The 22,225-nt window shown below is 59.7% G+C and carries 29 protein-coding genes, 2 tRNA genes and 1 pseudogene; 17 read left to right on the plus strand and 15 right to left on the minus strand.

What is annotated here, in order from left to right; genetic code table 11:
- Positions 1-149: 149 nt before the first annotated feature.
- The gene (locus tag AC1D2R_RS02655) at positions 150-1,208 is read left to right on the plus strand and encodes an enoyl-CoA hydratase/isomerase family protein (RefSeq protein WP_477964460.1); all 1,059 of its coding nucleotides are present in this window, start codon (positions 150-152) and stop codon (positions 1,206-1,208) included.
- A gap of 30 nt (positions 1,209-1,238) precedes the next feature.
- Here the strand turns inward: AC1D2R_RS02655 and AC1D2R_RS02660 are convergent, their stop codons facing one another.
- Positions 1,239-1,502, minus strand: coding sequence for a hypothetical protein (locus AC1D2R_RS02660; RefSeq protein WP_477964462.1), 264 nt, complete (start codon positions 1,500-1,502; stop codon positions 1,239-1,241).
- Positions 1,503-1,666: 164 nt separating this feature from the next.
- Here AC1D2R_RS02660 and AC1D2R_RS02665 point away from each other — a divergent pair, with 164 nt between their 5' ends.
- Positions 1,667-1,930, plus strand: coding sequence for a BON domain-containing protein (locus AC1D2R_RS02665; RefSeq protein ID WP_477964464.1), 264 nt, complete (start codon positions 1,667-1,669; stop codon positions 1,928-1,930).
- Between the two features lie 189 nt (positions 1,931-2,119).
- On the plus strand, positions 2,120-2,380 hold the full coding sequence (locus AC1D2R_RS02670) for a hypothetical protein (protein ID WP_477964466.1): 261 nt from the start codon (positions 2,120-2,122) through the stop codon (positions 2,378-2,380).
- 340 nt (positions 2,381-2,720) lie between these two features.
- On the opposite strand, the gene AC1D2R_RS02675 is transcribed toward AC1D2R_RS02670, so the two are convergent.
- The 7 genes from AC1D2R_RS02675 to AC1D2R_RS02705 all read right to left on the minus strand — a co-directional run bounded on the left by AC1D2R_RS02675 (position 2,721) and on the right by AC1D2R_RS02705 (position 5,619).
- Positions 2,721-2,963, minus strand: a complete 243-nt coding sequence (locus AC1D2R_RS02675; RefSeq protein ID WP_477964468.1) for a DUF982 domain-containing protein — start codon at positions 2,961-2,963, stop codon at positions 2,721-2,723.
- A 215-nt stretch (positions 2,964-3,178) separates the two neighbouring features.
- Positions 3,179-3,457 carry a hypothetical protein gene (locus tag AC1D2R_RS02680; protein WP_477964470.1) on the minus strand — a complete coding sequence of 93 codons (279 nt, stop codon included), beginning with the start codon at positions 3,455-3,457 and terminating at the stop codon, positions 3,179-3,181.
- Positions 3,458-3,636: 179 nt separating this feature from the next.
- Positions 3,637-3,831 carry a hypothetical protein gene (locus AC1D2R_RS02685; RefSeq protein ID WP_477964643.1) on the minus strand — a complete coding sequence of 65 codons (195 nt, stop codon included), beginning with the start codon at positions 3,829-3,831 and terminating at the stop codon, positions 3,637-3,639.
- A 73-nt stretch (positions 3,832-3,904) separates the two neighbouring features.
- Positions 3,905-4,144, minus strand: coding sequence for a hypothetical protein (locus tag AC1D2R_RS02690; protein ID WP_477964472.1), 240 nt, complete (start codon positions 4,142-4,144; stop codon positions 3,905-3,907).
- A gap of 102 nt (positions 4,145-4,246) precedes the next feature.
- The gene (locus tag AC1D2R_RS02695; protein WP_477964474.1) at positions 4,247-4,744 is read right to left on the minus strand and encodes a GNAT family N-acetyltransferase; all 498 of its coding nucleotides are present in this window, start codon (positions 4,742-4,744) and stop codon (positions 4,247-4,249) included.
- 60 nt (positions 4,745-4,804) lie between these two features.
- A complete protein-coding gene (locus tag AC1D2R_RS02700) occupies positions 4,805-5,239 on the minus strand; it encodes a CAP domain-containing protein (protein ID WP_477964476.1) in 435 nt (144 codons plus the stop codon).
- Between the two features lie 305 nt (positions 5,240-5,544).
- Positions 5,545-5,619: transfer RNA gene (locus AC1D2R_RS02705), tRNA-Thr, on the minus strand.
- A 152-nt stretch (positions 5,620-5,771) separates the two neighbouring features.
- On the opposite strand from AC1D2R_RS02705, the gene AC1D2R_RS02710 reads away from it, so the two are divergent.
- The 11 genes from AC1D2R_RS02710 (at position 5,772) to AC1D2R_RS02760 (ending at position 12,116) form a co-directional block, all read left to right on the plus strand.
- Positions 5,772-5,966 carry a hypothetical protein gene (locus AC1D2R_RS02710; protein ID WP_037060802.1) on the plus strand — a complete coding sequence of 65 codons (195 nt, stop codon included), beginning with the start codon at positions 5,772-5,774 and terminating at the stop codon, positions 5,964-5,966.
- A gap of 104 nt (positions 5,967-6,070) precedes the next feature.
- On the plus strand, positions 6,071-7,363 hold the full coding sequence (gene murA / locus AC1D2R_RS02715; RefSeq protein WP_477964478.1) for a UDP-N-acetylglucosamine 1-carboxyvinyltransferase: 1,293 nt from the start codon (positions 6,071-6,073) through the stop codon (positions 7,361-7,363).
- A 127-nt stretch (positions 7,364-7,490) separates the two neighbouring features.
- Positions 7,491-7,928, plus strand: coding sequence for a DUF2948 family protein (locus AC1D2R_RS02720; RefSeq protein ID WP_477964480.1), 438 nt, complete (start codon positions 7,491-7,493; stop codon positions 7,926-7,928).
- A 37-nt stretch (positions 7,929-7,965) separates the two neighbouring features.
- Positions 7,966-9,264 carry a histidinol dehydrogenase gene (gene hisD / locus AC1D2R_RS02725; protein ID WP_477964482.1) on the plus strand — a complete coding sequence of 433 codons (1,299 nt, stop codon included), beginning with the start codon at positions 7,966-7,968 and terminating at the stop codon, positions 9,262-9,264.
- Between the two features lie 3 nt (positions 9,265-9,267).
- Positions 9,268-9,741: a UPF0262 family protein gene (locus AC1D2R_RS02730; protein ID WP_477964484.1), complete on the plus strand. Its 474-nt coding sequence runs from the start codon at positions 9,268-9,270 to the stop codon at positions 9,739-9,741.
- Positions 9,738-10,223, plus strand: coding sequence for an arsenate-mycothiol transferase ArsC (locus tag AC1D2R_RS02735; protein ID WP_477964486.1), 486 nt, complete (start codon positions 9,738-9,740; stop codon positions 10,221-10,223). Before AC1D2R_RS02730 ends, AC1D2R_RS02735 begins: the two co-directional genes overlap by 4 nt.
- Positions 10,224-10,341: 118 nt before the next feature.
- The gene (gene infA, locus AC1D2R_RS02740) at positions 10,342-10,560 is read left to right on the plus strand and encodes a translation initiation factor IF-1 (RefSeq protein WP_003545338.1); all 219 of its coding nucleotides are present in this window, start codon (positions 10,342-10,344) and stop codon (positions 10,558-10,560) included.
- Between the two features lie 57 nt (positions 10,561-10,617).
- Positions 10,618-11,238: a Maf-like protein gene (locus tag AC1D2R_RS02745; protein WP_477964488.1), complete on the plus strand. Its 621-nt coding sequence runs from the start codon at positions 10,618-10,620 to the stop codon at positions 11,236-11,238.
- Between the two features lie 34 nt (positions 11,239-11,272).
- Entirely contained in the window at positions 11,273-11,482 is a 210-nt protein-coding gene (gene yacG / locus AC1D2R_RS02750) for a DNA gyrase inhibitor YacG (protein WP_477964490.1), read from the plus strand.
- 181 nt (positions 11,483-11,663) lie between these two features.
- Positions 11,664-11,739 (plus strand) — tRNA-Phe (locus tag AC1D2R_RS02755).
- A gap of 116 nt (positions 11,740-11,855) precedes the next feature.
- Positions 11,856-12,116 carry a hypothetical protein gene (locus AC1D2R_RS02760; protein ID WP_057466404.1) on the plus strand — a complete coding sequence of 87 codons (261 nt, stop codon included), beginning with the start codon at positions 11,856-11,858 and terminating at the stop codon, positions 12,114-12,116.
- Between the two features lie 421 nt (positions 12,117-12,537).
- Here AC1D2R_RS02760 and AC1D2R_RS02765 read toward each other — a convergent pair whose 3' ends face one another.
- Positions 12,538-12,786 (minus strand): hypothetical protein, encoded by a 249-nt coding sequence (locus tag AC1D2R_RS02765; protein ID WP_477964493.1) that lies wholly within the window; start codon positions 12,784-12,786, stop codon positions 12,538-12,540.
- Positions 12,787-12,964: 178 nt separating this feature from the next.
- Between AC1D2R_RS02765 and AC1D2R_RS02770 the strand changes: the two genes are divergently transcribed.
- The gene (locus AC1D2R_RS02770) at positions 12,965-13,369 is read left to right on the plus strand and encodes a hypothetical protein (RefSeq protein ID WP_477964495.1); all 405 of its coding nucleotides are present in this window, start codon (positions 12,965-12,967) and stop codon (positions 13,367-13,369) included.
- A 69-nt stretch (positions 13,370-13,438) separates the two neighbouring features.
- Here AC1D2R_RS02770 and AC1D2R_RS02775 read toward each other — a convergent pair whose 3' ends face one another.
- Entirely contained in the window at positions 13,439-13,645 is a 207-nt protein-coding gene (locus AC1D2R_RS02775) for a hypothetical protein (RefSeq protein ID WP_477964497.1), read from the minus strand.
- 273 nt (positions 13,646-13,918) lie between these two features.
- Here AC1D2R_RS02775 and AC1D2R_RS02780 point away from each other — a divergent pair, with 273 nt between their 5' ends.
- Both AC1D2R_RS02780 and AC1D2R_RS02785 read left to right on the plus strand, forming a co-directional pair.
- Entirely contained in the window at positions 13,919-14,347 is a 429-nt protein-coding gene (locus tag AC1D2R_RS02780) for an OsmC family protein (protein ID WP_477964499.1), read from the plus strand.
- Positions 14,348-14,500: 153 nt separating this feature from the next.
- Positions 14,501-15,397 (plus strand): DMT family transporter, encoded by an 897-nt coding sequence (locus AC1D2R_RS02785; protein ID WP_477964501.1) that lies wholly within the window; start codon positions 14,501-14,503, stop codon positions 15,395-15,397.
- A gap of 6 nt (positions 15,398-15,403) precedes the next feature.
- On the opposite strand, the gene AC1D2R_RS02790 is transcribed toward AC1D2R_RS02785, so the two are convergent.
- From AC1D2R_RS02790 to AC1D2R_RS02810, 5 genes and pseudogenes are all read right to left on the minus strand, one after another.
- The gene (locus AC1D2R_RS02790) at positions 15,404-16,426 is read right to left on the minus strand and encodes a polysaccharide pyruvyl transferase family protein (RefSeq protein WP_477964503.1); all 1,023 of its coding nucleotides are present in this window, start codon (positions 16,424-16,426) and stop codon (positions 15,404-15,406) included.
- A gap of 42 nt (positions 16,427-16,468) precedes the next feature.
- Positions 16,469-17,968 (minus strand): lipopolysaccharide biosynthesis protein, encoded by a 1,500-nt coding sequence (locus AC1D2R_RS02795; protein WP_477964505.1) that lies wholly within the window; start codon positions 17,966-17,968, stop codon positions 16,469-16,471.
- A 59-nt stretch (positions 17,969-18,027) separates the two neighbouring features.
- A complete protein-coding gene (locus AC1D2R_RS02800; RefSeq protein ID WP_477964507.1) occupies positions 18,028-18,945 on the minus strand; it encodes a glycosyltransferase family 2 protein in 918 nt (305 codons plus the stop codon).
- A gap of 625 nt (positions 18,946-19,570) precedes the next feature.
- A complete protein-coding gene (locus tag AC1D2R_RS02805) occupies positions 19,571-21,124 on the minus strand; it encodes a VOC family protein (protein ID WP_477964645.1) in 1,554 nt (517 codons plus the stop codon).
- Between the two features lie 62 nt (positions 21,125-21,186).
- Positions 21,187-22,106: pseudogene (locus AC1D2R_RS02810) on the minus strand (ATP-binding protein); the annotation flags it as partial.
- Between the last annotated feature and the right edge of the window lie 119 nt (positions 22,107-22,225).

Consider the following 22,225-nt stretch of genomic DNA (forward strand, 5'->3'; position numbering starts at 1 on the left):
CAGCTTCCTTCACCCGCGGCCATCGACTATATGGCCTAACGCGATAAGTTCTTGGGGAATAGGTCGTCGTGTCCTCCCTGCAGTGCGAAGGTCGCATGGAAGGCGGCTATGCTGGATCTATCGACGGCAATCGCAACAAGGAGACGGGAATGCACGACAAAGTCGACGACGTGGTACTGGAGCGTCGCGGCTCTGCAGGCATCATTCGGCTGAATCGGCCGCGGGCCTTGAACAGTTTGACGCTGATCATGATCCGGTCGATCGGCGAAGCGTTGGACCAATTCGCTGCCGATGTGAACGTCGCGACCGTGGTCGTGGCAGGGGAGGGCGAGCGGGGCTTCTGTGCCGGCGGCGATATTCGCGCGCTGCATGAAAGCGGCCGGGACGGCACCACGGCTGCGGAGAACTTCTGGCGCGAGGAATTCCGGCTCAATCACCGCATAGCTACCTATCCGAAGCCCTACGTCGCGCTCATGGACGGGATCACTATGGGCGGCGGCGTAGGGCTTTCTTCGCACGGCCGCCATCGCGTCGTGACGGAGCGCACCAGATTTGCAATGCCGGAAACCGGCATAGGCTATTTCCCGGATGTCGGCGCGACATGGCTGTTGCCGCGCGCTCCCGGCGAAATCGGCACCTGGATGGGATTGACGGGGCTGGAAGTGGGAGCCGCCGATGTCATTTACGCCGGGCTCGCCGATGTCCTCGTTTCCGCATTTCAGTTGCCGGAGCTTTTGGATACGCTTGCCGGCCTTTCGCGGGGGGCCAGTCACCGCGATGTCGATGCCGTTCTTAAGAACCTCTCTGATGATCCGGGGAGAGGGCCTCTCCGGGAAAATGGCGACATGGTTCAGCGCACGTTCCGCTCCAACAAGGTCAGCGAAATCCTGCTCGCTCTCCAAGGAGAAGCCTCGGACTTTGCAGCCGAGACGCAGCGTGCGCTGCAAACGCGTTCGCCAACCAGCCTGACACTCGCACTGCGCCTGTTGCGCGAGGGCAAGCAGAGTAGAAACCTGGCGGAGTGCCTTCGCCGAGAGTTCGGCGCCTGCCTGCAAATACTGAAGAGTCCCGATTTCTACGAAGGCATCAGGGCTGCCGTCATCGACAAGGACCGCAATCCGAAATGGATGCCGCCGACCCTCGAAGCGGTCGATCAGTCCGCGATCGATGCTTTCTTCCATCAGCCCGAGCCGCCGCTCGCCCTGTAGCGGGCGAATCAGAAGCCCCGTGCGCCCGGCCTAAAGCGGGAGGTCGGGTATGTATTCGCGTCGGGTCAGCTTCAGGGTCCGGTCTGGCTGCAGGATGTAGGTCTCCAGCACCTTGATTCCGCGCGAATCGTAGAACGAGTTTTTGATGACGCTGCCGGGCGGAGACATGGTCAGCTTGGTGCGCGGCTGCCCATTGTAGGTGATGCTGCCCGGAATGGGCTTGACCTCAGCTTCCCCCGTCGTGCAGCCTGCAAGAAAAGCGGCTCCAAGAACCGCCGATATCAAGACTTTCATCGTCACCACCCGAACCGCATCGTTGTCTATATGGCGCGAGACGAGTTATGCGCCAATAGTGCCACGACCGAGCGGTCAAGAATATCGCTGGTATTAGCAGGCCTTGTGCAACGAAATCCCGCCCCGCAGCGTTAACCAGTACAGAAGTACGTTCGGAGGCGATGATGGTACTGCGATTTCAGACGTCGGAAGACCACGGAGACTGTTGTGGCCGCGGGCATAGCTTGGCATCGACGCGGGCATCGGTAGAGAGCGCCTTGAGCGTAGCTGAAGACCTCGATTCCACCGAGATTATCGTGACGGTCCTTGGCCCCTATGTTGTCCTGGAAGGGTTCGTCCGCGCTAGGGACGACATAGCGCGCGCTACCGATATCGCCGAAGAGGTGGTGGGCAGGGGCCATGTTCAGGCCAGGATGTTGCGTCGATAACGCCTCCGCCCTCAGCGGTACGCCTGGTGCAGACAGCCGCAGTCATGAAGTCGCCTACGTCGGTGCGATAAGGCTCCTACTCCCAACCCAAACCTTGAGATACCCAAAACATGCGAAAGAGGTAGCGGGCAGGCGGAACTAAACTTGGTATTTATTAGTTATCGCTTAAATCAAGCACGGGAGAAGGGAATGAAGCGTTTTCTTCGATTTGGAATGCCAGCTTTCGCCTTGGCCACTGGCGCGTTTGCCCTGCCTGCCTTGGCGTCGTTGGAGTTCACCGGCGACTATTCCGCTCTCGCGCACGACGACATTGCATTGGCGGAATATGCCGGTGCTGTCTCCTGTGCCACGCCAAGTGCGCACTACGTTCCCTCGTTCATCCGCACCCTCGACGGCACCATCATTGGCGTCGGCTACGTGGAAGTCGAAAGTGCGGCATCGGGCTGTTGAGTGGTTAGATCTTTGTTAACCATGAGGTCTATCCGAGATCCATCAAGCACTTCGCGGCTGGTCGCATAGCGAGGTTTCATGGCTGGACTGTGGTGGGTAAGTGTTTGTTGCTCTGAGGAAACCGACGAGGCTCGTCTGCTTGTTTCGAAGCAGAGGGTGACGAGCCTCTGACCCTCATCATGATGGCTGACGCCGTTCTATTGAGGTGCAGGCTCGCATGACAACGCCTTTCTTCCGAGCCCCACGACAAGCTATGGCGAGGGTTAAGCAAAAATAAACTATCGCGTTGTTTCGATACACTTTCCGGCAGGAGTTCCGGGCGTGGTCGCTCAAATCTGGTTCAATGCACCCGGAGTTTTGCTTCCTCGGCCGCGGCCACGAACTCGGCGCGAGCTTCTTCGAGGCTCTTGCGGCCGTCAAGCGCTGCGCGGCACGTGCTTCTGGCTTTGAGATATTGCAGACCGCGCGCGTTGGGCCAAAGTTCGGTCAGGCACTTCAGTGCGTCGAACGGCCCCAGAACCGTACGCGCTTCGGCCGCTTCAAAGCCCACATGGATCGGGTCATTCCATTTTTCGCTGGCCATCGGCGCACTCCTCCATTGTTCACGTCAAAACATGCATAGCGCTCTGATCGCTCCTCCTGCGAGCAGTGTGCAAACGTATTTTAGCTACAATTTAAAAACCCGCAAACGGGAAAACGCCAGGCATCCGAAGGGTGGTGTTGGTGAATTGCGCTTCTACGCATGATCCACCCCGAATTAAGCTGGGGACCCAATGATGCGCAGAAGCAGCCGCGTCGTCAGTCACATATGCGGGTCGTTTTCGTCACCACGCGCCCATGGCTCTGGTATCTGACTGTCTTCATCCGGCAGTCGTACCGTACGGGATGGCGGCGGTCCCAATCGCGTGGATGAGCCCTGTCGGGATAGCCGTAATAAGGGCGACGATCATCGTGGTGGTAGTATCTGTCGTAGCCGGGATTTCCGACCGTAACGGTGAAGCTATCGGCGAAGGATGGCATCGCCGTCGCTGTCAGCGATGAAATGGCGACGATAGCGGCGGTAATCAGCTTTCTCATGCAAGTCTCCGTTCGTTTAGCCCTGTTACAACGCCCCGACGAGGCGATTGTTTCAAACCTATGCCGCGCCGAATGAACGTGCCCTGCGAGGTCCGTTCAGCCAGCGGTCATCCGGACGGGGACGAACTGACCCATCAAAACCTAAGGTTTTCGGGCACTTGGGCGTCGTGCGGCAGATCTTAGACCTGATGGCAGGGTCTTTCGAAACCGGGCACCCATCCGCGGGTCATGCCGCGGCTCATTGCGCCTTCGGCCAGCACGAGTTGCTGCCGCAGATAGCGGATGTCTTTAAGCAGGGTGGCAATGGTGGCCCGCGAGTCATCGACGTGCCAGGCGAGTGCCGCCTCGATTTGCCGATTGAGCCCGTCGTCCATCGCGACCTGTTGCGGGCGCGGGATTTCCTTCTCCACCCATGCCAGTTCCTTCGAACATCAATGAGATTGGATGTCAGGACGCGTTGAGATCCGCGATTTCGCCATGCTGGGCCAGCAGGCGGGGAGAGGTCATGTCGCCGCTTTCCTCGTCAACCATGACCGCATAGGCAGCAACTCCGACGAAGCGGGCCGACATCGACAATGCGATCTTCTCCGCACTGACCGCATTCGACGCCTGCCGCATCTCGCCGGGAACGATATTTCCGCGGTTCTTCTTGTAAGGCAAGATGATGAACTTCTCAGACATCGACATGGCATTCATCCTAATTTGTTCTCAACATGTTCTGGTTCTTGCACGAAGTCAATGCGCGCGACTGCATCCCTGTCGAAGCTTGGCCGACGGCAAGTGGGCGGGCTATCGAATGGATTTTTCCATGCGAAAGTTTGTCAACGTCTGCCCTCGCTTTTCCACGCTCTGGCGGGCGAGCGTGACGAAACCCTTGCATTCGAAGAAGGGCCTTGCGGTCAGGCTCGCTTCCGTGAACACGCGCCTGAGCCCCTTTACCGCGGCTTCCGCCTCGACCGTTGCCAGCAACAGGCCGGCTGCACCGATGCCCTGAAAATCCGGATGAACAAACAACATGTCCAGATGGCCATCAGGCTCCAGATCCGAAAAGCCGACGGGCACCCTATTGCGCTCGGCGATCCAGGTGGGCCGGCTTGATCTGCGTCGCGCCCATCCCCCTGGGTCGTCCACGTGAGCCCAGGCATCGACCTGCGCTTGACTGTAGTCCTTCGACGCAACCTCCCGGATTGCCCGGAGAAATAGGTCTATCGTCGCATCGCAATCCGCCGCGACGTAGGGCCTGACCGTAAGCGTGCTCATCGCAACGTTGAGTTCATCGCCGTTCATCGCTTGTCTTCCTCATGCCCCGGGACGCGCCATCCCGGGTGGGATCGAATCGATGAGGCCCTATTCGCAAGCGAAGAAAGTCGAGTAATTTCCGGCGACGGAAATGCCCGCGTATCGCAGATTGGGTCGAAGCATATTCGTATTATGGGCTGAGGAGTTCCTCCATCCGGAAAAAAGATGCTGTGCATTTTGATAGCCGACTCCCACGTTTTCTGCACATATTCCCTTCAGCCCAGCAGCCCTAGCTTGCGCCGATCTCTGGCGGAAGCCGTCGTGGTTCATTGTTCGCCGGGCTGCCTGGTCACGGCTGTGTTGCCGCGCAAGGGCTTTCAAAGTGCCATTTGCCGCCAACGGAGGCAGGCCACGGCTTGTCCTGTAGGAATTGATGAGGACCAGCGTCTGCGGGCCAAAATCGACTGTCAATTCCGGCGGCTGTGCCGCACCGATGGATCCCCCGATCAGAACCGCAAGCGCAACTGTCTGTAGGATTTTCATTGTCGGATTCCCCTGCCTACCCCCAAAACGCTTCGCCTCGGTGCTTTCATTCGTAACTGCTCCGCGGTGAAAGTTCCACCCCGCGTTCGGCTGCGTGGCAAGGCCGCAAGCGCGTTGGGCCGTGGTTAGACCTGCCGGTTTGGATGTGTTTCGCGCGTTGCTTCGAGGCCGAGATCGATGTCGCCGTAGAAGGTCGCACGGCTGCTACATGCGGCAAGCGCGGACTAAGGACGGCCACCTAAGAAACGCGCTGCACGGATATTCAGGTGCTGAACTGTCTTGCAATGGATTTTTGTGAAGAGAGCTGGTGCTGCCGAGTGGGATTGAACCACCGACCTCACCCTTACCAAGGGTGTGCTCTACCACTGAGCTACGGCAGCGAGGACCAGACGCACAACCGAACCGGCTGCATTGCGTGAACGGGGGGGCTATTGCCACAGCTTCACGGCAAGCGCAAGACGCAATTTCCATCTTCGCATAGAATAAGACGAGGGCACTTTTGAATCTGTGCAAATTCGGGTAAGCCTGCAGCATGAGCGAAGACACTGAAAAAGCCCAGACAACCCGCAAAGCCGAGATCGAACGTCAAGCGAAATTGCGCCGCGACCGGGCTGCCGAAAAACTTCGGGAAAATCTCTCACGCCGAAAACAGCAGACGCGCGCACGCCGATCCGGGCAGGCGGACGAGACAAATGGACTGCCTGCCGCAAAAATGGACGAATCGTAATGTTCGGTCCGCGACGAATTGAAGCGTTTTGTAAATTCGTCTAAACACCCGCAACCTTTTAAAAGACAGCCTTTCAGAAAGGCGGGCCCCGCCCGTAAGAGCACATGGATCGTATTAGAATTGTCGGCGGTAATGAGCTCAATGGCATCATTCCGATTTCCGGTGCCAAGAATGCCGCCCTGCCGCTGATGATCGCCTCGCTGCTCACCAGCGATACGCTGACGCTCGAGAACGTGCCGCACCTGGCCGACGTCGAGCTGCTGATGCGCATTCTCGGCAATCATGGCGTCGACGTTGCGGTCAACGGTCGCCGCGAACGACAGGACGATGCGTATTCGCGCACCATCCACTTCACCTGCCGCACCATCGTCGATACTACCGCTCCTTACGAGCTGGTGTCGAAGATGCGCGCCTCCTTCTGGGTGATCGGCCCGTTGCTTGCGCGCGAAGGCCAATGCCGCGTCTCGCTGCCGGGCGGCTGCGCTATCGGCACGCGTCCTGTCGACCTGTTCCTCGATGGCCTGGCGGCACTCGGCGCCAACCTCGAAATCGACAGCGGCTACATCAACGCCACGGCGCCGAAGGGCGGCCTGATCGGCGCGCGATATATCTTCCCGAAGGTTTCCGTTGGTGCCACGCACGTCATGTTGATGGCGGCAACACTTGCTCGCGGCACCACCGTCATCGGCAACGCCGCCCGCGAGCCTGAAGTTGTCGATCTCGCCAACTGCCTGATCGCCATGGGCGCAAAGATCTCCGGCGCCGGCACGAGCACGATCACCATCGAAGGCGTGACGTCGCTGTCGGGCGCACGCCACCGCGTTCTGCCTGATCGCATCGAGACCGGCACCTATGCCATGGCCGTCGCCATGGCCGGCGGGGACGTTACGCTCGAAAACACCGACGTCGCGCTGCTCGACACGGCGCTCGAGACGCTTCGCCGTGCCGGCGCGGAGATTTCGCCGACCAACAACGGTATGCGCGTTCGCCGCAACGGTGCCGGCATCCGGCCGGTCGATATCGTCACCGATCCGTTCCCGGGCTTTCCCACCGATCTGCAGGCGCAGTTCATGGCTTTGATGACGCGCTCTACCGGCATCTCGCATGTCACCGAGACGATCTTCGAGAACCGCTTCATGCATGTGCAGGAACTGGCCCGTCTGGGCGCAAAGATCTCGCTCTCTGGTCAGACGGCTAAGATCGAAGGCGTGTCGCGGCTGAAAGGAGCGCCTGTCATGGCGACCGATTTACGTGCCTCCGTTTCGCTCGTCATTGCCGGCCTTGCGGCCGAGGGCGAAACGATGGTGTCGCGCGTCTACCACCTCGATCGCGGCTTCGAACGTCTTGAAGAGAAGCTCACCCGCTGCGGCGCGCTCGTCGAGCGCGTCAGCGAATAAGCAAAGGGCGAGCCTCGCGGGATGTGCACTGCATATCCCGGTTGCGAATTGGGCTGTCGCGCCTTATGTCCGTTGTCTGACGGCATCGCCATCCCGGCGATGCCCTTGGCAATGGGGTGCTGCCTGAATGACCGACCTGAAGCTTGTTGCGCTTGATGGCGAAGATCTTGCCGTCGTTTCGGCACACATGCAGGATAGCGTTTTCAAGGTCGCCGATATCGCGTGGTCGCCGCGCGACGCGCAGTTTTCCATCGCGGCCAATCGTTTTGTCTGGGAAGAGGCCGGCAGGAAGCGCAAGGGCTTCGAGCGTCGCCGGACCGCGCTCGTCTTCAAGCGCGTGCTGGCCGTGCGTTCGACCGGCATCGACCGCAAGAACCGCGACGACGTCCTGTCCCTTCTCACGGTCCGCTTCGAAACCAAAGGCGAGGGACCGGAGGGCACCATCGAACTCGCGCTCGCGGGCGCTGCGACCATTGTGTTTGATGTCGAATGCATCGAAGTTCAGCTTGCGGATATCGGTGGCGCGTGGGAAACCGCATCGAAGCCGCGCCATCCTGGCGCCTAGTCTCAGTTTGATCGAGTACGGAAGAGGAGTATCGGCGTTGGCAATCTGGCTGGATCAGTCGTCGGAAGGTTTCGAACAGCGTTTCGCGGCTTTCCTGACCACGAAGCGCGAAGTATCCGAGGATGTGAACGCCGTGGTGCGGGCCATCATCAATGACGTGCGCGCCCGCGGCGATGTTGCCCTGGCCGAGTATTCGAAGAAGTTTGAGGGGATCGATTTCGCCGTGACGCCGATGCGCGTCACCGAGGCCGAGATCGACGCTGCTGTCGAAGCAGTTCCCGCCGAAGTGCTGGGCGCGCTCAAGGTCGCCGCCCTCCGCATTGAATCGCATCACCGCCGCCAGCTGCCGAAGGACGATATATACGAAGACGACATGGGCGTCGGCCTCGGCTCCCGCTGGACGGCCATCGAGGCGGTCGGTCTCTACGTGCCGGGTGGGACGGCGAGCTATCCGAGCTCGGTGCTGATGAACGCCGTGCCGGCCAAGGTCGCAGGCGTCGACCGCATCGTCATCGTGGTTCCGGCAACAGGCGGTCAGGTCAATCCTGCCGTGCTGGCGGCTGCAAAAATTGCGGGCGTGACGGAGATCTATCGCGTGGGCGGCGCCCAGGCCGTGGCGGCTCTTGCCTACGGCACTGAGACGATCGCGCCGGTCGCCAAGATCACCGGTCCCGGCAATGCCTATGTGGCTGCCGCCAAGCGCCACGTCTTTGGGACCGTCGGCATCGACATGATTGCCGGTCCCTCGGAGGTGCTTGTGATCGCCGACAGGGACAACAATCCCGATTGGATCGCGGCCGATCTCCTGGCCCAGGCCGAGCATGACGCCAGCGCGCAGGCGATCCTCGCCACCGATGACGTGGAGTTCGCCAAGTCGGTCGAGGCGGCGGTCGAACAGCAGATGAAGACGTTGGACCGCGCCGAGACGGCGGCGGCGAGCTGGCGCGATTTCGGGGCGATCATTCTCGTGAAAGACCTGAAGGACGCTATTCCGCTCGCCAACCGCATTGCGCCCGAGCACCTGGAACTTGCCGTTGTCCATCCTGACGCGCTGCTTGACGGCATCCGCAACGCCGGTGCGATCTTTGTTGGCTCGCATACGCCCGAAGTGATCGGGGACTATGTCGGCGGATCGAACCATATATTGCCGACGGCGCGTTCGGCTCGGTTCTCATCGGGGCTTTCGGTCCTCGACTTCGTCAAGCGTACGTCGATCCTGCGCCTTGGACCCGACCAGCTTCGCATGCTGGGTCCGGCGGCGATCGCGCTTGCCGTTTCTGAAGGACTCGACGCACATGCGCGATCGGTCGCGATCCGCCTCAATCTGGAGCGGTAGGGCATGGCCACGGGCGACTTCCGGCTTTGCGACGTCGTCCTGGACGACACCATCGGCCGATCGACGCCCGATGTCGAGCATGAGCGCGCCGTCGCCATCTTCGATCTCATCGAGGAAAACACCTTCACGCCCATCGGCCACGCCGGCGGGCCCTATCGGCTGAACATTTCGCTGGTCGATGCCAAGCTCGTCTTTTCTATCGCGACCGATGTCGACGATGCTGTTGCCACCCACATTCTGTCGCTGACCCCGTTCCGGCGTATCGTGAAGGACTACTTCATGATCTGCGAAAGCTACTATGAGGCGATCCGGTCGGCCTCGCCGAGCCGCATCGAAGCGATCGACATGGGTCGGCGCGGTATCCACAACGAGGGTTCGCAGACGCTGAAGGATCGTCTGAACGGCAAGATCGACGTCGATTTTGACACTGCCCGCAGGCTCTTCACGCTGGTCTGCGTGCTCTACTGGCGTGGATGAGAACGATGGAAGACGCGGGAAGAAAGAGCGAAGGGGCGAGGCCGGGCGCTATCCTCTTCATGTGCGGCATGAACTCCATCCGCTCCCCCATGGCCGAGGCGATTGCCCGTAGCCTTCTGCCAGGCAATACCTATATACGGTCTGCAGGCGTTCGCGCCGGCGAAAGGGATCCGTTCGTCGATGTCGTTCTGGAGGAAATAGGTCTCTCGCTGGGGCGCCATCATCCACACACGCTGGAAGAGCTCGAGGACGACTATTTCGATCTCATCATCACGCTGTCTCCGCAGGCCCACCATGCAGCGCTCGAACTGACGCGCGCCAGCGCCGTTGAAGTCGTCTACTGGCCGACCATGGATCCGACTGTCGCGCAGGGAACGCGAGATCAGATTCTCCACAGCTATCGCGAGGTTCGAAACTCTCTCAGCGATCACATCGAGAGCCGGCTACTCAAGAGAAACGGTATTGCCGCACAATCGGCATGAAACAAATAACGGAAACCCGATCAATGAGGTTCACAAACCTCCCCTGATTGTGTAGTTTCCGCGCAAATTTTGAGGCGGCCGCTGCCGTCATCTCAACCGACAGGAAGAAAACCCTTATATGCCTAAAGAAGAAGTCCTAGAATTTCCGGGTATCGTCACCGAACTGCTGCCGAATGCGACGTTCCGCGTAAAGCTCGAAAACGAACACGAAATCATCGCTCACACGGCTGGCCGCATGCGCAAGAACCGCATCCGTGTTCTCGCGGGCGACAAGGTTCTTGTGGAAATGACGCCCTACGACCTGACCAAGGGCCGCATCACGTATCGTTTCAAGTAGGCTTGGCCCTAAGCCTCACAAGGCTTTCGCTTCCGTCTGCCCGGTGGTCGAGGTTCCATGACGCTCAAATTCAAGCTCATTCTGGCTTCCGGCTCGCCTCGCCGCGTTGACCTGCTCAATCAGGCAGGGATCGAACCGTCGCGCCTGATGCCGATGGACATCGACGAGACGCCAAAAAAGTCGGAGCATCCGCGCTCGCTCGCTCGCCGGCTCTCGACCGAGAAGGCGGAGGCGGCCCTGGCTGCCATCAAGGGCGACATGACGTGGAAGGGCAGCTATATCCTTTCCGCGGACACTGTCGTTGCGGTCGGTCGCCGTATTCTCGGCAAGGCCGAGTTCGCCGACGAGGCGTCCGCCTCGCTCCACCTGCTGTCCGGCCGAAGCCATTGGGTCTACACCGGTGTCTGCCTGGTGACGCCCGACCGGAAAGTTCGCCAGAAGATCGTCGAGACCAAGGTGCGCTTCAAGCGCCTTTCCGGTTTCGAGATCGAGAACTATCTGGCCTCGGGCCAGTGGCGGGGCAAGGCCGGCGCCTACGGCATCCAGGGGCTGGCCGGCACATTCGTGCAGAAAATGGTGGGTTCCTACACCAATGTCGTTGGTCTGCCACTTTATGAGACCATTCTGCTTCTGACCGGTGAGGGCTTCGATGTCCACAGCCGGTGGCCCGAGGGCTGAAGCCGACGGGCGAGAAAATCCCGAAGGACGAACTATGTTTGACGAAAAGAAAACCAGCGCCAAAGTCGAGCCGCTGCGCAAGACGCGGCCTTGCCCGGAATGCGGCAAGTCTTCGCACCGCGAACACTATCCCTTCTGCTCGAACCGCTGCCGCGAAGTTGATCTTTCTCGATGGCTGACAGGCTCCTATGCCATCCCCGTTGCCGACGATGAGGCGAAAGCGGAGTATCCCGACGAGGATTGAGCAATCTTTTCCACAGGGAAACCATTAATTTTGCTCGCGAATCTGGAAAATTCCTTGAGCTATCAAAAAACTCTCATTTGACGCTTGCCATGGCCGAACAAGATGCTATAACCCCGCTCGCTTCCGGGGTGAACCAAGCCCCCGCAGTTCTTCATAGCGGGAACTGCGACGAAGTCGGTTAGCCCAGATAGCTCAGTTGGTAGAGCAGCGGATTGAAAATCCGCGTGTCCGTGGTTCAAATCCGCGTCTGGGCACCACTCCTAATGCCTTCATTCAGTCCCGGTTGTTTTTCTGTTTTGCGTGTTGGATTGTCGGTGAAGTGGCATTGGCGCGAGCGTTCCTCGTCCGGATACCTAGCAAAGAGCGAGATGACATGCCCAAGAAGGAAAAGCTCGAACACTCCGAATTCGCCGGCGAATTCACAGACGACGATGTCACGGTTCTCGTCGACATATTCCGACCCTCGGGCACCAACGGTGACTGGACGATGCAGGTCATCACGCAGGACGAGGATCTGATCGAGTGGGAAGAACCATTCGCGACCGACCGCGAGGCCTTCGATGAATTTCTTGCGACTGTTGAGCGCGACGGTATCAGAACATTTCTCGATGACGCGGACCCATCCGTCCATTGAGTACGTCCGCCTGTGGCCTGGTGTCGTGATTGGGCAACAATATGTCGCGTATAAGAACTCGCGAAAATAATCCGAAACTAAAGTGGGCCGCACCGAAAGAATAGTGCGCGTAAATCGCGCCGGGAACAGCACACATGAAGGCGTCGGAATACAGAGCCGCACTTGCGGTCCTAGGGCTGACTGCGTCTGCCGCAGAGAAGCTGTTTGGGGTAGATCAGTTGACAAGCCGCCGATGGGCCTCTGGTGAGCAGGAGGTGCCGCGTGCCGTGGGGTTGTGTCTGCTACTGATGGCCTCTCACAACACCTCGGTCATCCAGGCCCAGATACTGGCCGATGGGGTCGATACAAGGTTCGCCCGGTCGGCCTAAGTCCGACAGAAGACACGCGTCCGGCTACGAGGGACTGGCGCCGTCGGGGAGGCTCAGGCAGCCGTCGTTTGCACCATCTCTCTGAGCATATCGCAAAGGCTTCTTGCATCATCATTGGCGGCGAGCATCTGCATGCGGTCTTGCGCGAGGCAAAGGATCGCCTGGATGCTTTCAAGTTCGCTCCAGCCCGCTGCCGTCGACGCGGTGACAAAATCCTGAAAGGCAAACTGCATCGCGTCCTGGCAGCGCAACTCCCGGTCCGGATCATCGCCGGCGACAAACGGCCTGTAGATGTCTCTCATCTCACTCCTCCGCATATCAGCATAAGAACCACAGTGGCTGATAGAGCTTAAGAAACTGCTGATTTAGTTCTCCGCGCGGTATTCGCAGTATAGCTGGCGACAAAAATCCATGTTTCTCGTTCTCAATTTTTCGTCGCGATGGTAGTACTGGCGGTCGGAAAAACGGAGGGGAATATCTATGCCACGTATTGCGCAGCTATACTTCAAGACTGCAATCCTGTTCCTGATCGTCGGGATCGCTATGGGATTGAACATGGCGATTTCACAAGACCACAGCGTCATCGGCGCTCACGCGCACTGTAATCTGCTCGGCTGGGTGACGATGGCGATTTTCGGGGGCTATCACGCCCTCAATCCCCGCAAGGCCGAACGCCGCCTCGCCATGATCCAATATTGCGTCTACACTGCCGGTATCGTGCTGATGGTGCCGAGCCTGTACCTGATGCTGCTTGGCAATGCCGCGATGGAGCCGATCGTCGCTATTGCATCGATCGTAACGTTCATTGGCGTCCTGCTCTTTGCCTTCATCATCTTCTCAGGCGAGGAAGTGGCGATGACGCCGTCGCCGCAATCCTATCGATGATCGCTGCCGTATATTCATGTTCCAACGCTGGCGGTGCTCTCCCGCGAGGTAGAGCACCGTCCACCGTTGCTAGTGCACGATCTGAATGCGAATTTGCTCTTTTGCTGCGTAGGAGTGGCAGTCGGTCGCCGCATCGCCGACAAATATCACGTCGCCATCTGAATCGAAGAGACCCCAGCAGGGCTCGTCGTCAACGTACACTTTCCTGACGTAGCCAAACGGTTCGGCATCGAAAAAAACGTTGGGTGCAGCTGCAACAGTTTCAAGTTCTCGCATGGACAGCTCCGATGAGTCGCTTCTGTATTAGTGCATGCGTATATTGCCTTCCCAAGCTGACGCGGAGCTATCCTGAAAAATAGGGAAGGGAAATTGAGCTTGACGTTCCGGCATCGTGCGATCTGCGAATCGCTGGGACAATTCGGCCCGGCACTCATAGGCTGCCCCGGATCGCCCGAAAATCATGACGCAGCCAAGGCACTACCAAGTGCATTGCGCGTGGCTGTTGAACTCCCTATCTAGGGCCGGAATTCATCATTGAAGGATTGTCCCATGGCCGATTTGAAGGCTCGTCCCCGTCCCGTTGGCGCCACTGCCGTCCTTGGCCGTACCGGCTTCCCGCACGTCACTTCAGCCACCAAGGGCGAGATCGATATCGTCACTGGACCCTCGCAGCCCGGGTTCAACCCGTTGGACCTGCTCTACTCGTCGCTGTCGGCGTGCCTCGTCCTCAGTGCCCGCATCGCCGCGAGCCAGCTCGGCGTTCTCGACAGGATCACTGAGATCACCGCCGACGTGACCGGAGAGAAGGCGACCGAAGGGCTCTCGCGAGTGCAGAAGTTCAATATTGCCTTTTCCATCAAGGGCGATGTCGATGAGGAAATGCGCCTGAAGATCGCGCATGCGGCGGAAGACGAAATTTGCACGGTGAGCAACACCATCCGTGGCAATCCCGAGTTTTCGACCGTCATTTCGGGCTGATTGATGCCTTTTTCGCCGCGGGCACGGCAAATCGCCGTGTGTTGCTGATTTTGCCCGTGCCTGTCGTTCTGCGACTATTCTCTGCAGATCGCTTCTGTTAGTCGGCTGTTGGAAGGCGTCGCACACAAGTGCGACGCAGAAAGCACCGGAAACATGTCGCAGGCCTCATCCGCCGTCACCCAGCCCGCTCCGGCCAATCGATTTGCCCTGACTGCCCTGGTTCTGGGTGGTGCGGCGATAGGTGGCTCGCCGATTTTTGTGCGCCTATCAGACGTCGGCCCGATGGCGACCGCCTTCTGGCGCGTGGCACTGGCGCTGATCCCGATCTTCATCTTCTCGCTCGTCAAGGGCAGCGACGCAGGCCCGAAGCCGCAGAAGCTGTCTGAATACGGCATGCTGATCCTGCCGGGCGTCATTCTCGCCATGGATCTCGCTGCATGGCATCTCTCCATCACAGTGACATCGGTTGCAAACGCAACGCTGCTTGCCAATCTGGCGCCTGTCTTCGTGACGGCGATCGGGCTTGTGTTCTTCCACGCGACCGCGACGCGTGTCTTCCTCTTCGGATTGGCGCTTGCGCTTACCGGCGTGGTCATCCTGAAAGGCGGGCCGGCCGCGCTCGGCAATGGCGACTTGCGGGGTGACGGCATCGCAATCGTCGCGGCAATCTTCTATGCAGGTTACATTCTCGCAATCGGCAAGCTGCGCAGCCGCTTCGATACCATCCGCATCATGCTCTGGAGCACGACATCGGCTGCCGTCTGTACGTTCCCGCTGGCATTTTTCTTCGAGGGTCACATGTTGCCGGCAACGGTGCACGGATGGGCCATGGTTTTAGGGCTGGCGGTCGTCAGCCACGCGGGCGGCCAGGTGGCGATCACCTATGCGCTTGCCTATCTGCCGCCGGCGTTCTCGTCACTGACGCTGCTGCTGCAGCCCGTCGTGGCTGCGATCCTCGCCTGGATCTTGCTGAGCGAGCCGATCGGCCCGATGCAGGCGGTCGGCGGTATGGTGGTGCTCGCCGGGATTCTGGTGGCCCGGCGAGGTTGATTACGCTCAGGCAACCACGGCTTGCTCGACCCGGCGCGCGTCGAGAATCGCCAATGCATCATCGACTGTAGGTGCAAGGGCCGCCCTGTCGCCGTTGCATGTGCCCCAAGCCTCAATGAAGCTGCTGGTCTTGCCGTAGCTGTTGTCGAGCACGCAATGATCGGCTCCGATCAGCACGGACATGATGTGTCCATGCATGCGGTCGGTGATCACCTGTCGCGCCGAACTCAGGAGCGCAACGCCGCGATCGAAGCGCTGCTGCGCCCGTTCGCGATAAGCAAGCTCCGTCATCCTTGCGCGACCGCCGATGCGACCCGTCATCAAACCCTTGAGGATGGCGGCATGCTTCGTCTGCCGCTGGAAATCGGCGGGGTCGTCGGTCCAGTCGGACTTCACCGTACCGGGACGGATCGTCGCGGCCGTAAGATCCTGCGCTGCGCCGACCTCCACATCATCGCGAAGGTTCAGTAGCAGTTCGTGCTGCGGTGCCGGGCGTTTCACCGGGCCGATGCAGAACGCCATGTCGGGGCACATGCGCACCTCGCACTGGAACCATAGCTTGGCAAATTCGAAGCTCTTCTTGTCGCGCACAAGTAGCGTGAAGTTGCCGTGCCTTTCAATGGCGCGTGCCATACTGTCGATGTTTTCCTGCGCGCGGAACTGGATCGTCTGCGGCATCTGCACGATGGGTCGGCCCTGATACTGGCCAAGCAGGTATTCACGAAAGTTGCTGTAGTGCGGCCAGACGTCGCCGAAGTTGCCGCCGCCGTTGATGAAGATACGGCCATGGCCGATCGCACCATCCATGCGCTCGCCGTCGAAGGTGGACATCTCGCTGACATAGGACGGCCGCGCGCGGTGGCGCTCGAAATAGGCAAGGGCGCCGAGCCAGATGGCGCTGTCGCCGATATTGGTGTGGTTCGGGAAATTCAGGAGCGCAAAACGCTCGGAAGGATCGAAGAGATCCCCGTGGCAATTGGTGATCAGACCCTGGAGGCGATTGATCGTCATGTTGTTCGATTCAGGCATGGAAGGCTCCTTGTGTCACTGACAAGAGGTCTGCATGGAAGCTCATGTTCTCTGCGTATCGGCCTGTCTGCGCGAAGGCAGCAAGGAGAGAGCGAGCGCGATATAGGGGCGAATGGCCGAACGGCCGAAGGTCGGCAGGAAGGCAGCGTAGATCAAAGCACCGAGGCCAACGCTGAGGCCCAGCGAAAGCCATCGGTTCGCCACATGGGCGACGATGACGGGATGGGCGAGCCAGACGCAGATTGCCATGAGCGCCGCGCCGCAGAAGGGTACTGCTACGGCCCTGAAAGTGCCCTTGGCGTCAATGCCGGCATATTTGCTCAGCACATACTGCTGGTAAGGCATGGTCAGCCAGGCGCGCAGCGTATAGCCCGCAGCAACGGCGACAACGCCGTAGGGAACGAGCAGCCAGGTCAGCACCAGCGTTGCGCCAAGCTGCAGCGCGGCCACCGAAAGGATCGATTCCGCCCGATTGACGGCCGACAGCGCCGAGGACGCGAAGAAATTCATGACGAACGGCACCGACATCAGCACGAGCACGGTGGCGATGTCGCCCGCATTGCCCCACTTGTCGCCGAAGAGAAGCGCGATCATGTCGTTGGACAGTGCGCCGAAGCCGAGAAGCAGCGGGATCGTGCCAAGCGCCGCAGCGCCGACGATCTTGTTGTACGCATTTCGGAAGGCCACCCGGTCATTCTGCAGCCGCGACAGCGTCACCAGGGCCACGCTGCCGATAGGCGCGAGCACCGCTTGTCCGATCAGTTCGATCAGCCTCCAGGCGATGCGATAGCGGCCGACTTCAACCGGGCCGTACCAGCGCGAGATAAAGATGTCCTGCACGCGGGCAAGCAGCATCCACATCAGCTGCGTGACGACGAGGCTGATGCTGAACAGAAAGACCGAACGGAACAGCGGGACGTTGAAGCGGAATTTCGGCATCCAGGGATAGGCGACCCAGCCAAGTAGGACCGTTACCACAGCGTTGACGGCGGTCTGAGCGACGAGTGCCCATACGCCCCAGCCGAGGTAGGCGCACACCACGGCGGTGATCCCGGAAAGCAGGCTGGCGGCGATCGCCTGCGCTGCGAGGTTCTTATGGCCGAATTCGCGGGCAAGGCGCGCGTTGTGAATGACCGCGAGCGAGGATACCGGCAGCAACGGCGCCAGCCAGCGCAAGATGCCTGCGACGGAGGGATCCCGGACCAGATCGCCGTAATAGGGTGCAAACACGAAGACGATAGCCCCCACCATGCCGCTGAAGGCAATCGTCGCCCAGAAAGCGGTGTCGGCGAGCTCTTCGTCAAGATCGAGCTGCCGGGTGATGGCATCGCCAAGTCCCGCATAGGCGAGAACGCGCCCGATCTCCACGAAAAGGCTGGCCAGCGCGAAGGTCCCGAAATCGCCTGGGCCGAGAATTCGTGCGAGGATGACGAAGATCACGAAAGTCGCGACGGTGCTCCAGGCAACGCGGATGACCGACCAGAGGACGGAGAGGGCGGTTTTCTTCTTGAGCTCGGCGCGGGCAATTGCCGTATCAGCCATTCACTGTCCAATCGAATAGGCGCGAGGAATCGCGCATTTGTCCTGCTGGCGCTAGGCCGTTAAGCGGGGCGTCCCGACTTCTGGCCTCGCCAATAGGCGAGCATGCCGGTGAGGTTGTCACGAAGCTGGCTGCGATAAGTGAGGCCAAGCTCGTCGCTGAGCTTGCGGCGCCCGATCGCTTCCAGAACAGCCTGCCGGATATCCCAGCGCAGCATGCCGCGCATGTTGGAGCGGCGGTCGAATAGATATTTGGCGTAGAGCGCCCCGTTGCCGAACGCGTAGCCGCTCTGGAGCTTCTTGACGTCGCCCAGCTCCCGGCGTCCATGGAAATGCTTGACCGCAAAGTCAGGCAGATATTCCACCCGGATGCCGGCGTTGAAGGCGCGGTGCACGTAATCGGTGTCCTCGCCGGAGCGGAACGGCGAGCCGGCCCCGAAGCGGGTATCGAACAGGCCCACCTTCTCGATGAGCGTGCGCGGAAAAGCCATGTTCGCACCGTGAATGAAGCCGCCGGCATGCAGGTCGCTGGTAAGCACTGCGGGATCCAGCTCGGTCTTGATCGTGACAGGCAGGTCGCGTGCGTCTCCAAGTTCAATCCGGCCGCCACGAATGACAGGGTGCTTATCGGCTGCAAACAGCGCCGCGAGTCGGCTGAAATAGTCGGCAAAGATCTCGCAATCGTCGTCGGTGAAGGCGAGGATGCGACCTCGCGCTGCCTTCAGACCGGCGTTTCGTGCAACGGCAAGCCCCGCTGTCCCCTCGTAGATCAGGTTGGCGTTGATCGGAGCGCTCGTCGCCCATTCACGCACGAGGTCGGAGGTAGAATCGGTGGAACCGTTGTCGACAAAGACCAGTTCCAGTCTGAGGTAGCTTGCCTGGCGGGCGGCAGTAGAAACGGCATCCAGGCAGTTCGTCAGTCCATATGCCCGATTTCTCGACGAGATGATCAAGCTGATGTCCACGGGCTGAGGAGGCATTCATTTTCCCCTTCTGCGGTCGATGTTGAAGCGAGGATAGGGCGCACATCCGGCCTCGACAAGGAACATTTTGCATTGCAGCAAAACAGTACAGGAGGTTGAAAAACCAAAAGAATGTGGTGATTTCTTGCTTGTTTATTATAAATCGCTGCGGATGGGTTTTAAATACGAAATAATACGAATCTAAAGAATAGTAATTGTAATAATTCGTGTTTTCCAAATATTGGAATCGATAGATTGTTTAGTGTTTACAAATGTTTTCACGATCTGAATTGAAGGTATATTTGAGAAATTTGCATTTTTATGTTCTGGCCGCGTGAGGTTCGTATCGCGGCGCGTCATTTGCCATTTACGGTTCTTCGCACTTGCGAAAAGCGCGATGCCGGAAAGAATAGTGTTTCGACTTGCACGGATTCATTGGTGAAATCGCCAGACCGCTTCATGATTTGCCGCTGCACACGGGTGGCCTTCGCTTCCAGAAGCGGCGCCGCAGCAGTAGTCACGCAGACGTTCTGCGCACGAGAACATCACGGCTGAACGGTGATAGTCGGCAATGCTTCAGAGTCCGGAGGCAATGCCAACATAGACCGTGGCATTGCTTCCGGACGGCGGGGGAACATGGTCATTACTGGTCTTCGTTCAGCCATTTGCGAATAACAGGCACATCTGCGTCCCCAAGATCATGGCCACTGGGGATGACGGTCGAATCAACCGTGGCGCCAGAGCTCTTCAGGCGGGACTCGAGATCGGTCGCATATTTGCCGTAGGCGTCTGTCTTTCCGCTAATGACAAGCAGGTCCGTGCCCTTGAGGTCGGCATGCGGGAAGTCGCTGAGAACCGGCATGGAACGTAGTAGCACTGCTTTATGCACCAGGTTCGGGTGGAGATAGAGCAACGAGTTCAAGAGATTTGCGCCATTGGAATAGCCGACATAGACGAGCTTTTTCGGGTCAAGCCCATAGGATTTGACGGCCCCGTCGATGAAGGCCGCGAAGGCTTCCGCCTCGTTCTTGATGTCCTGCTGATCGAAGGAGAAGGGCGTGATGCGCTTGTACCAGCGCGGGATACCCTCTTCCGTGGCGCGTCCGCGTACGCCGAGCAGCGTGGCGCGGGGTGCCACCTGGTGCAAAAGCGGCATGAGCGTCGTTTCGTTTCCGCCCGAACCGTGCAGCAACACCAGAACGCTGCCGTCCGGATCGGGCGGCGTGTAGAACCGGTGCACGAAGGGCAGCTCTCGATAATTGATGCGTGGTTCGCCAGGCATCGAAAATTGCGGCAGCACGACCTTCAGGTGCTTGAGGTCGGTGATCGCGTCCTTGGGAACGAAAAGTTTGCTGCCGAGCGTGTTCTGCGGTTCGTCCACCGTCATGCCGGGCTTGTCGGTCGCCAGCTCGATCAGCGTTCCTCCCGGCTCGCGAACGTAGAGCGAGCGGAAATATTTGCGGTCATGCATGTTGGTGGCCGACGTGCCCTCCGCTTCGAGTACTTTGTGTACGCCGCGCAGCGCGTCGCCGTCTGCCGCCCGAAAGGCGACGTGATCGAATGTCCCCGTTCCCGGTGCGCCGGACCAGAACCCCTGGGCATTACGGATATCGATGATATCGCCCGATTGTGAAACAAGCCGGTCTATGTTGCCGCGATTTTCCTGGAAACGGTAGCCGAAGTGGCTTTCCACGAAGCTGCGGCTTTCCGCCGGCTTCTCCGTTAGCATCGTGGCGCCGCGTACCCGCTGGATTGCATGCGCCAGCGGAACGCCGGCGCCCTCCCATACCGCCTGAGACTTGAGCTTCGGTGCGCCGGCAAGCTTGACGATGATATTGTCGGGATCTTTCATCCGCATAACCGGCTCGCCGAATTCGTCCGCGGGACCTTCGGATCGAAAGCCGAAGCTCATGGCGCGCGTCAGCCAGTAGCCGATGCTCGTCGGATCGATCGCCAGCGACAGCTCGCTCAGCTGGCCGAAGCCGGCGCGCCCTGGCGCACCGTCCTCCCAAACGAGAAACGTGACGAGCGAGCCGGGTGTACCGGCGGCGTCGCCATAAAAGAGATGGAGCTGTGTTGCATCCTCGAAGCCGGCCGTCTGCTTGACCAATCGCAGGCCGAGGAAGCCTGCATAGAAATCGACGTTTGCCTGCACCTTTCGGGTAAGAAGCGTGATGTGATGAATGCCAGATACCATGGAAAGCAGCCCGGATTGAATGGGGGATAGAAACAGCGCGGAGATAAGAGCGAGTATGAGTGTCATGCCGTTGCGGATGGAGTGTGTCGTTGTTGTTCTGCACACAGAATTAGGGCATCCTCGCGGGGCTGCAAATCCAAAGTGTCGATGCCCTTGAGCGCCAGCTCCAGCTGCCGCAGCGTTGGCGGCTTGACCATGTAGGCGCGCGCGCCGAGCGCCTTGGCCCGTTGCCTGTCGTCCTCGTCGCTCGATGTGCTGAGAACGCAGACGGGCATCCGGTTCAACCGTCCATTCGCCGAAAGCGCGCTCAGCACCTCGAACCCGTCCATGATCGGCATATTGATGTCGAGCAGCATCAGGTCGATCGGCGGATCACGGCCACCGATTGCGCGCTCTTCCAGAAGCCGCATGGCATCGCGCCCGTTGTTTGCGATATGAAGATTGAGCCTGACCTTCTCGCGCTTCATCAACTTGATCTCGATCTGTACGTCGGCGGGGCTGTCCTCGACGAGCAGGACTTCCGCCGGGCGCCGAGGTCGCTCCGCACGCTGGTGGGCCCGCTGTTCCTGTTGGACGCTGTGAGGCATGTCCAGCGCCGCGGGCCGCGCAAGCGGCAGTTCCAGGATGAACGTCGCCCCCGCGCGCGGCCGTCTTCGCACCAGATGGCTCCGCCGTGCAGCTGCGCGATGCGTTTGCAGATGGCGAGTCCTAGCCCGGTCCCCTCGACGTTGCGTCCGACAAGGCGCTTGAATGCCTGGAAGACGAGTTCGCGATATTCCGGATTGATGCCCGGGCCGTTGTCGCTGACAGAAATCCGCCAGCGCGCGCCGTCGTTCTCAGCGGAAATCCGCACCTCGGAACTATCTTCATCACAATAGTGGATGGCGTTCGAGACCAGGTTCTGCAGAAGCTGCACCAGCAAGGTGGCGTCGCCCATCACGGGCAGCGCGGCTCGAAGGACGGTTGCCCGGCGGCTGGCAGTACTGAGGTCATCAAGCAGAATTTCTGCATACATAGCGATATGCCGTAGCGGCGACTGGAGATCATGGGATGCGATCGTCAGGAAACGCTTCATACGTTCATCGTCGCCGGCTGATGCAT

Source organism: Rhizobium sp. P1_C7 (assembly GCF_056406295.1).

Bases quoted from the DNA above. Each gene is read 5' to 3' on its own strand.
- AC1D2R_RS02655 (WP_477964460.1), top strand. From the start codon at position 150: ATGCACGACAAAGTCGACGACGTGGTACTGGAGCGTCGCGGCTCTGCA.
- AC1D2R_RS02660 (WP_477964462.1), bottom strand. From the start codon at position 1,502: ATGAAAGTCTTGATATCGGCGGTTCTTGGAGCCGCTTTTCTTGCAGGC.
- AC1D2R_RS02665 (WP_477964464.1), top strand. From the start codon at position 1,667: ATGGTACTGCGATTTCAGACGTCGGAAGACCACGGAGACTGTTGTGGC.
- AC1D2R_RS02670 (WP_477964466.1), top strand. From the start codon at position 2,120: ATGAAGCGTTTTCTTCGATTTGGAATGCCAGCTTTCGCCTTGGCCACT.
- AC1D2R_RS02675 (WP_477964468.1), bottom strand. From the start codon at position 2,963: ATGGCCAGCGAAAAATGGAATGACCCGATCCATGTGGGCTTTGAAGCG.
- AC1D2R_RS02680 (WP_477964470.1), bottom strand. From the start codon at position 3,457: ATGAGAAAGCTGATTACCGCCGCTATCGTCGCCATTTCATCGCTGACA.
- AC1D2R_RS02685 (WP_477964643.1), bottom strand. From the start codon at position 3,831: ATGGACGACGGGCTCAATCGGCAAATCGAGGCGGCACTCGCCTGGCAC.
- AC1D2R_RS02690 (WP_477964472.1), bottom strand. From the start codon at position 4,144: ATGTCGATGTCTGAGAAGTTCATCATCTTGCCTTACAAGAAGAACCGC.
- AC1D2R_RS02695 (WP_477964474.1), bottom strand. From the start codon at position 4,744: ATGAACGGCGATGAACTCAACGTTGCGATGAGCACGCTTACGGTCAGG.
- AC1D2R_RS02700 (WP_477964476.1), bottom strand. From the start codon at position 5,239: ATGAAAATCCTACAGACAGTTGCGCTTGCGGTTCTGATCGGGGGATCC.
- AC1D2R_RS02710 (WP_037060802.1), top strand. From the start codon at position 5,772: ATGAGCGAAGACACTGAAAAAGCCCAGACAACCCGCAAAGCCGAGATC.
- murA (WP_477964478.1), top strand. From the start codon at position 6,071: ATGGATCGTATTAGAATTGTCGGCGGTAATGAGCTCAATGGCATCATT.
- AC1D2R_RS02720 (WP_477964480.1), top strand. From the start codon at position 7,491: ATGACCGACCTGAAGCTTGTTGCGCTTGATGGCGAAGATCTTGCCGTC.
- AC1D2R_RS02730 (WP_477964484.1), top strand. From the start codon at position 9,268: ATGGCCACGGGCGACTTCCGGCTTTGCGACGTCGTCCTGGACGACACC.
- AC1D2R_RS02735 (WP_477964486.1), top strand. From the start codon at position 9,738: ATGAGAACGATGGAAGACGCGGGAAGAAAGAGCGAAGGGGCGAGGCCG.
- infA (WP_003545338.1), top strand. From the start codon at position 10,342: ATGCCTAAAGAAGAAGTCCTAGAATTTCCGGGTATCGTCACCGAACTG.
- AC1D2R_RS02745 (WP_477964488.1), top strand. From the start codon at position 10,618: ATGACGCTCAAATTCAAGCTCATTCTGGCTTCCGGCTCGCCTCGCCGC.
- yacG (WP_477964490.1), top strand. From the start codon at position 11,273: ATGTTTGACGAAAAGAAAACCAGCGCCAAAGTCGAGCCGCTGCGCAAG.
- AC1D2R_RS02760 (WP_057466404.1), top strand. From the start codon at position 11,856: ATGCCCAAGAAGGAAAAGCTCGAACACTCCGAATTCGCCGGCGAATTC.
- AC1D2R_RS02765 (WP_477964493.1), bottom strand. From the start codon at position 12,786: ATGAGAGACATCTACAGGCCGTTTGTCGCCGGCGATGATCCGGACCGG.
- AC1D2R_RS02770 (WP_477964495.1), top strand. From the start codon at position 12,965: ATGCCACGTATTGCGCAGCTATACTTCAAGACTGCAATCCTGTTCCTG.
- AC1D2R_RS02775 (WP_477964497.1), bottom strand. From the start codon at position 13,645: ATGCGAGAACTTGAAACTGTTGCAGCTGCACCCAACGTTTTTTTCGAT.
- AC1D2R_RS02780 (WP_477964499.1), top strand. From the start codon at position 13,919: ATGGCCGATTTGAAGGCTCGTCCCCGTCCCGTTGGCGCCACTGCCGTC.
- AC1D2R_RS02785 (WP_477964501.1), top strand. From the start codon at position 14,501: ATGTCGCAGGCCTCATCCGCCGTCACCCAGCCCGCTCCGGCCAATCGA.
- AC1D2R_RS02790 (WP_477964503.1), bottom strand. From the start codon at position 16,426: ATGCCTGAATCGAACAACATGACGATCAATCGCCTCCAGGGTCTGATC.
- AC1D2R_RS02795 (WP_477964505.1), bottom strand. From the start codon at position 17,968: ATGGCTGATACGGCAATTGCCCGCGCCGAGCTCAAGAAGAAAACCGCC.
- AC1D2R_RS02800 (WP_477964507.1), bottom strand. From the start codon at position 18,945: ATGCCTCCTCAGCCCGTGGACATCAGCTTGATCATCTCGTCGAGAAAT.
- AC1D2R_RS02805 (WP_477964645.1), bottom strand. From the start codon at position 21,124: ATGGTATCTGGCATTCATCACATCACGCTTCTTACCCGAAAGGTGCAG.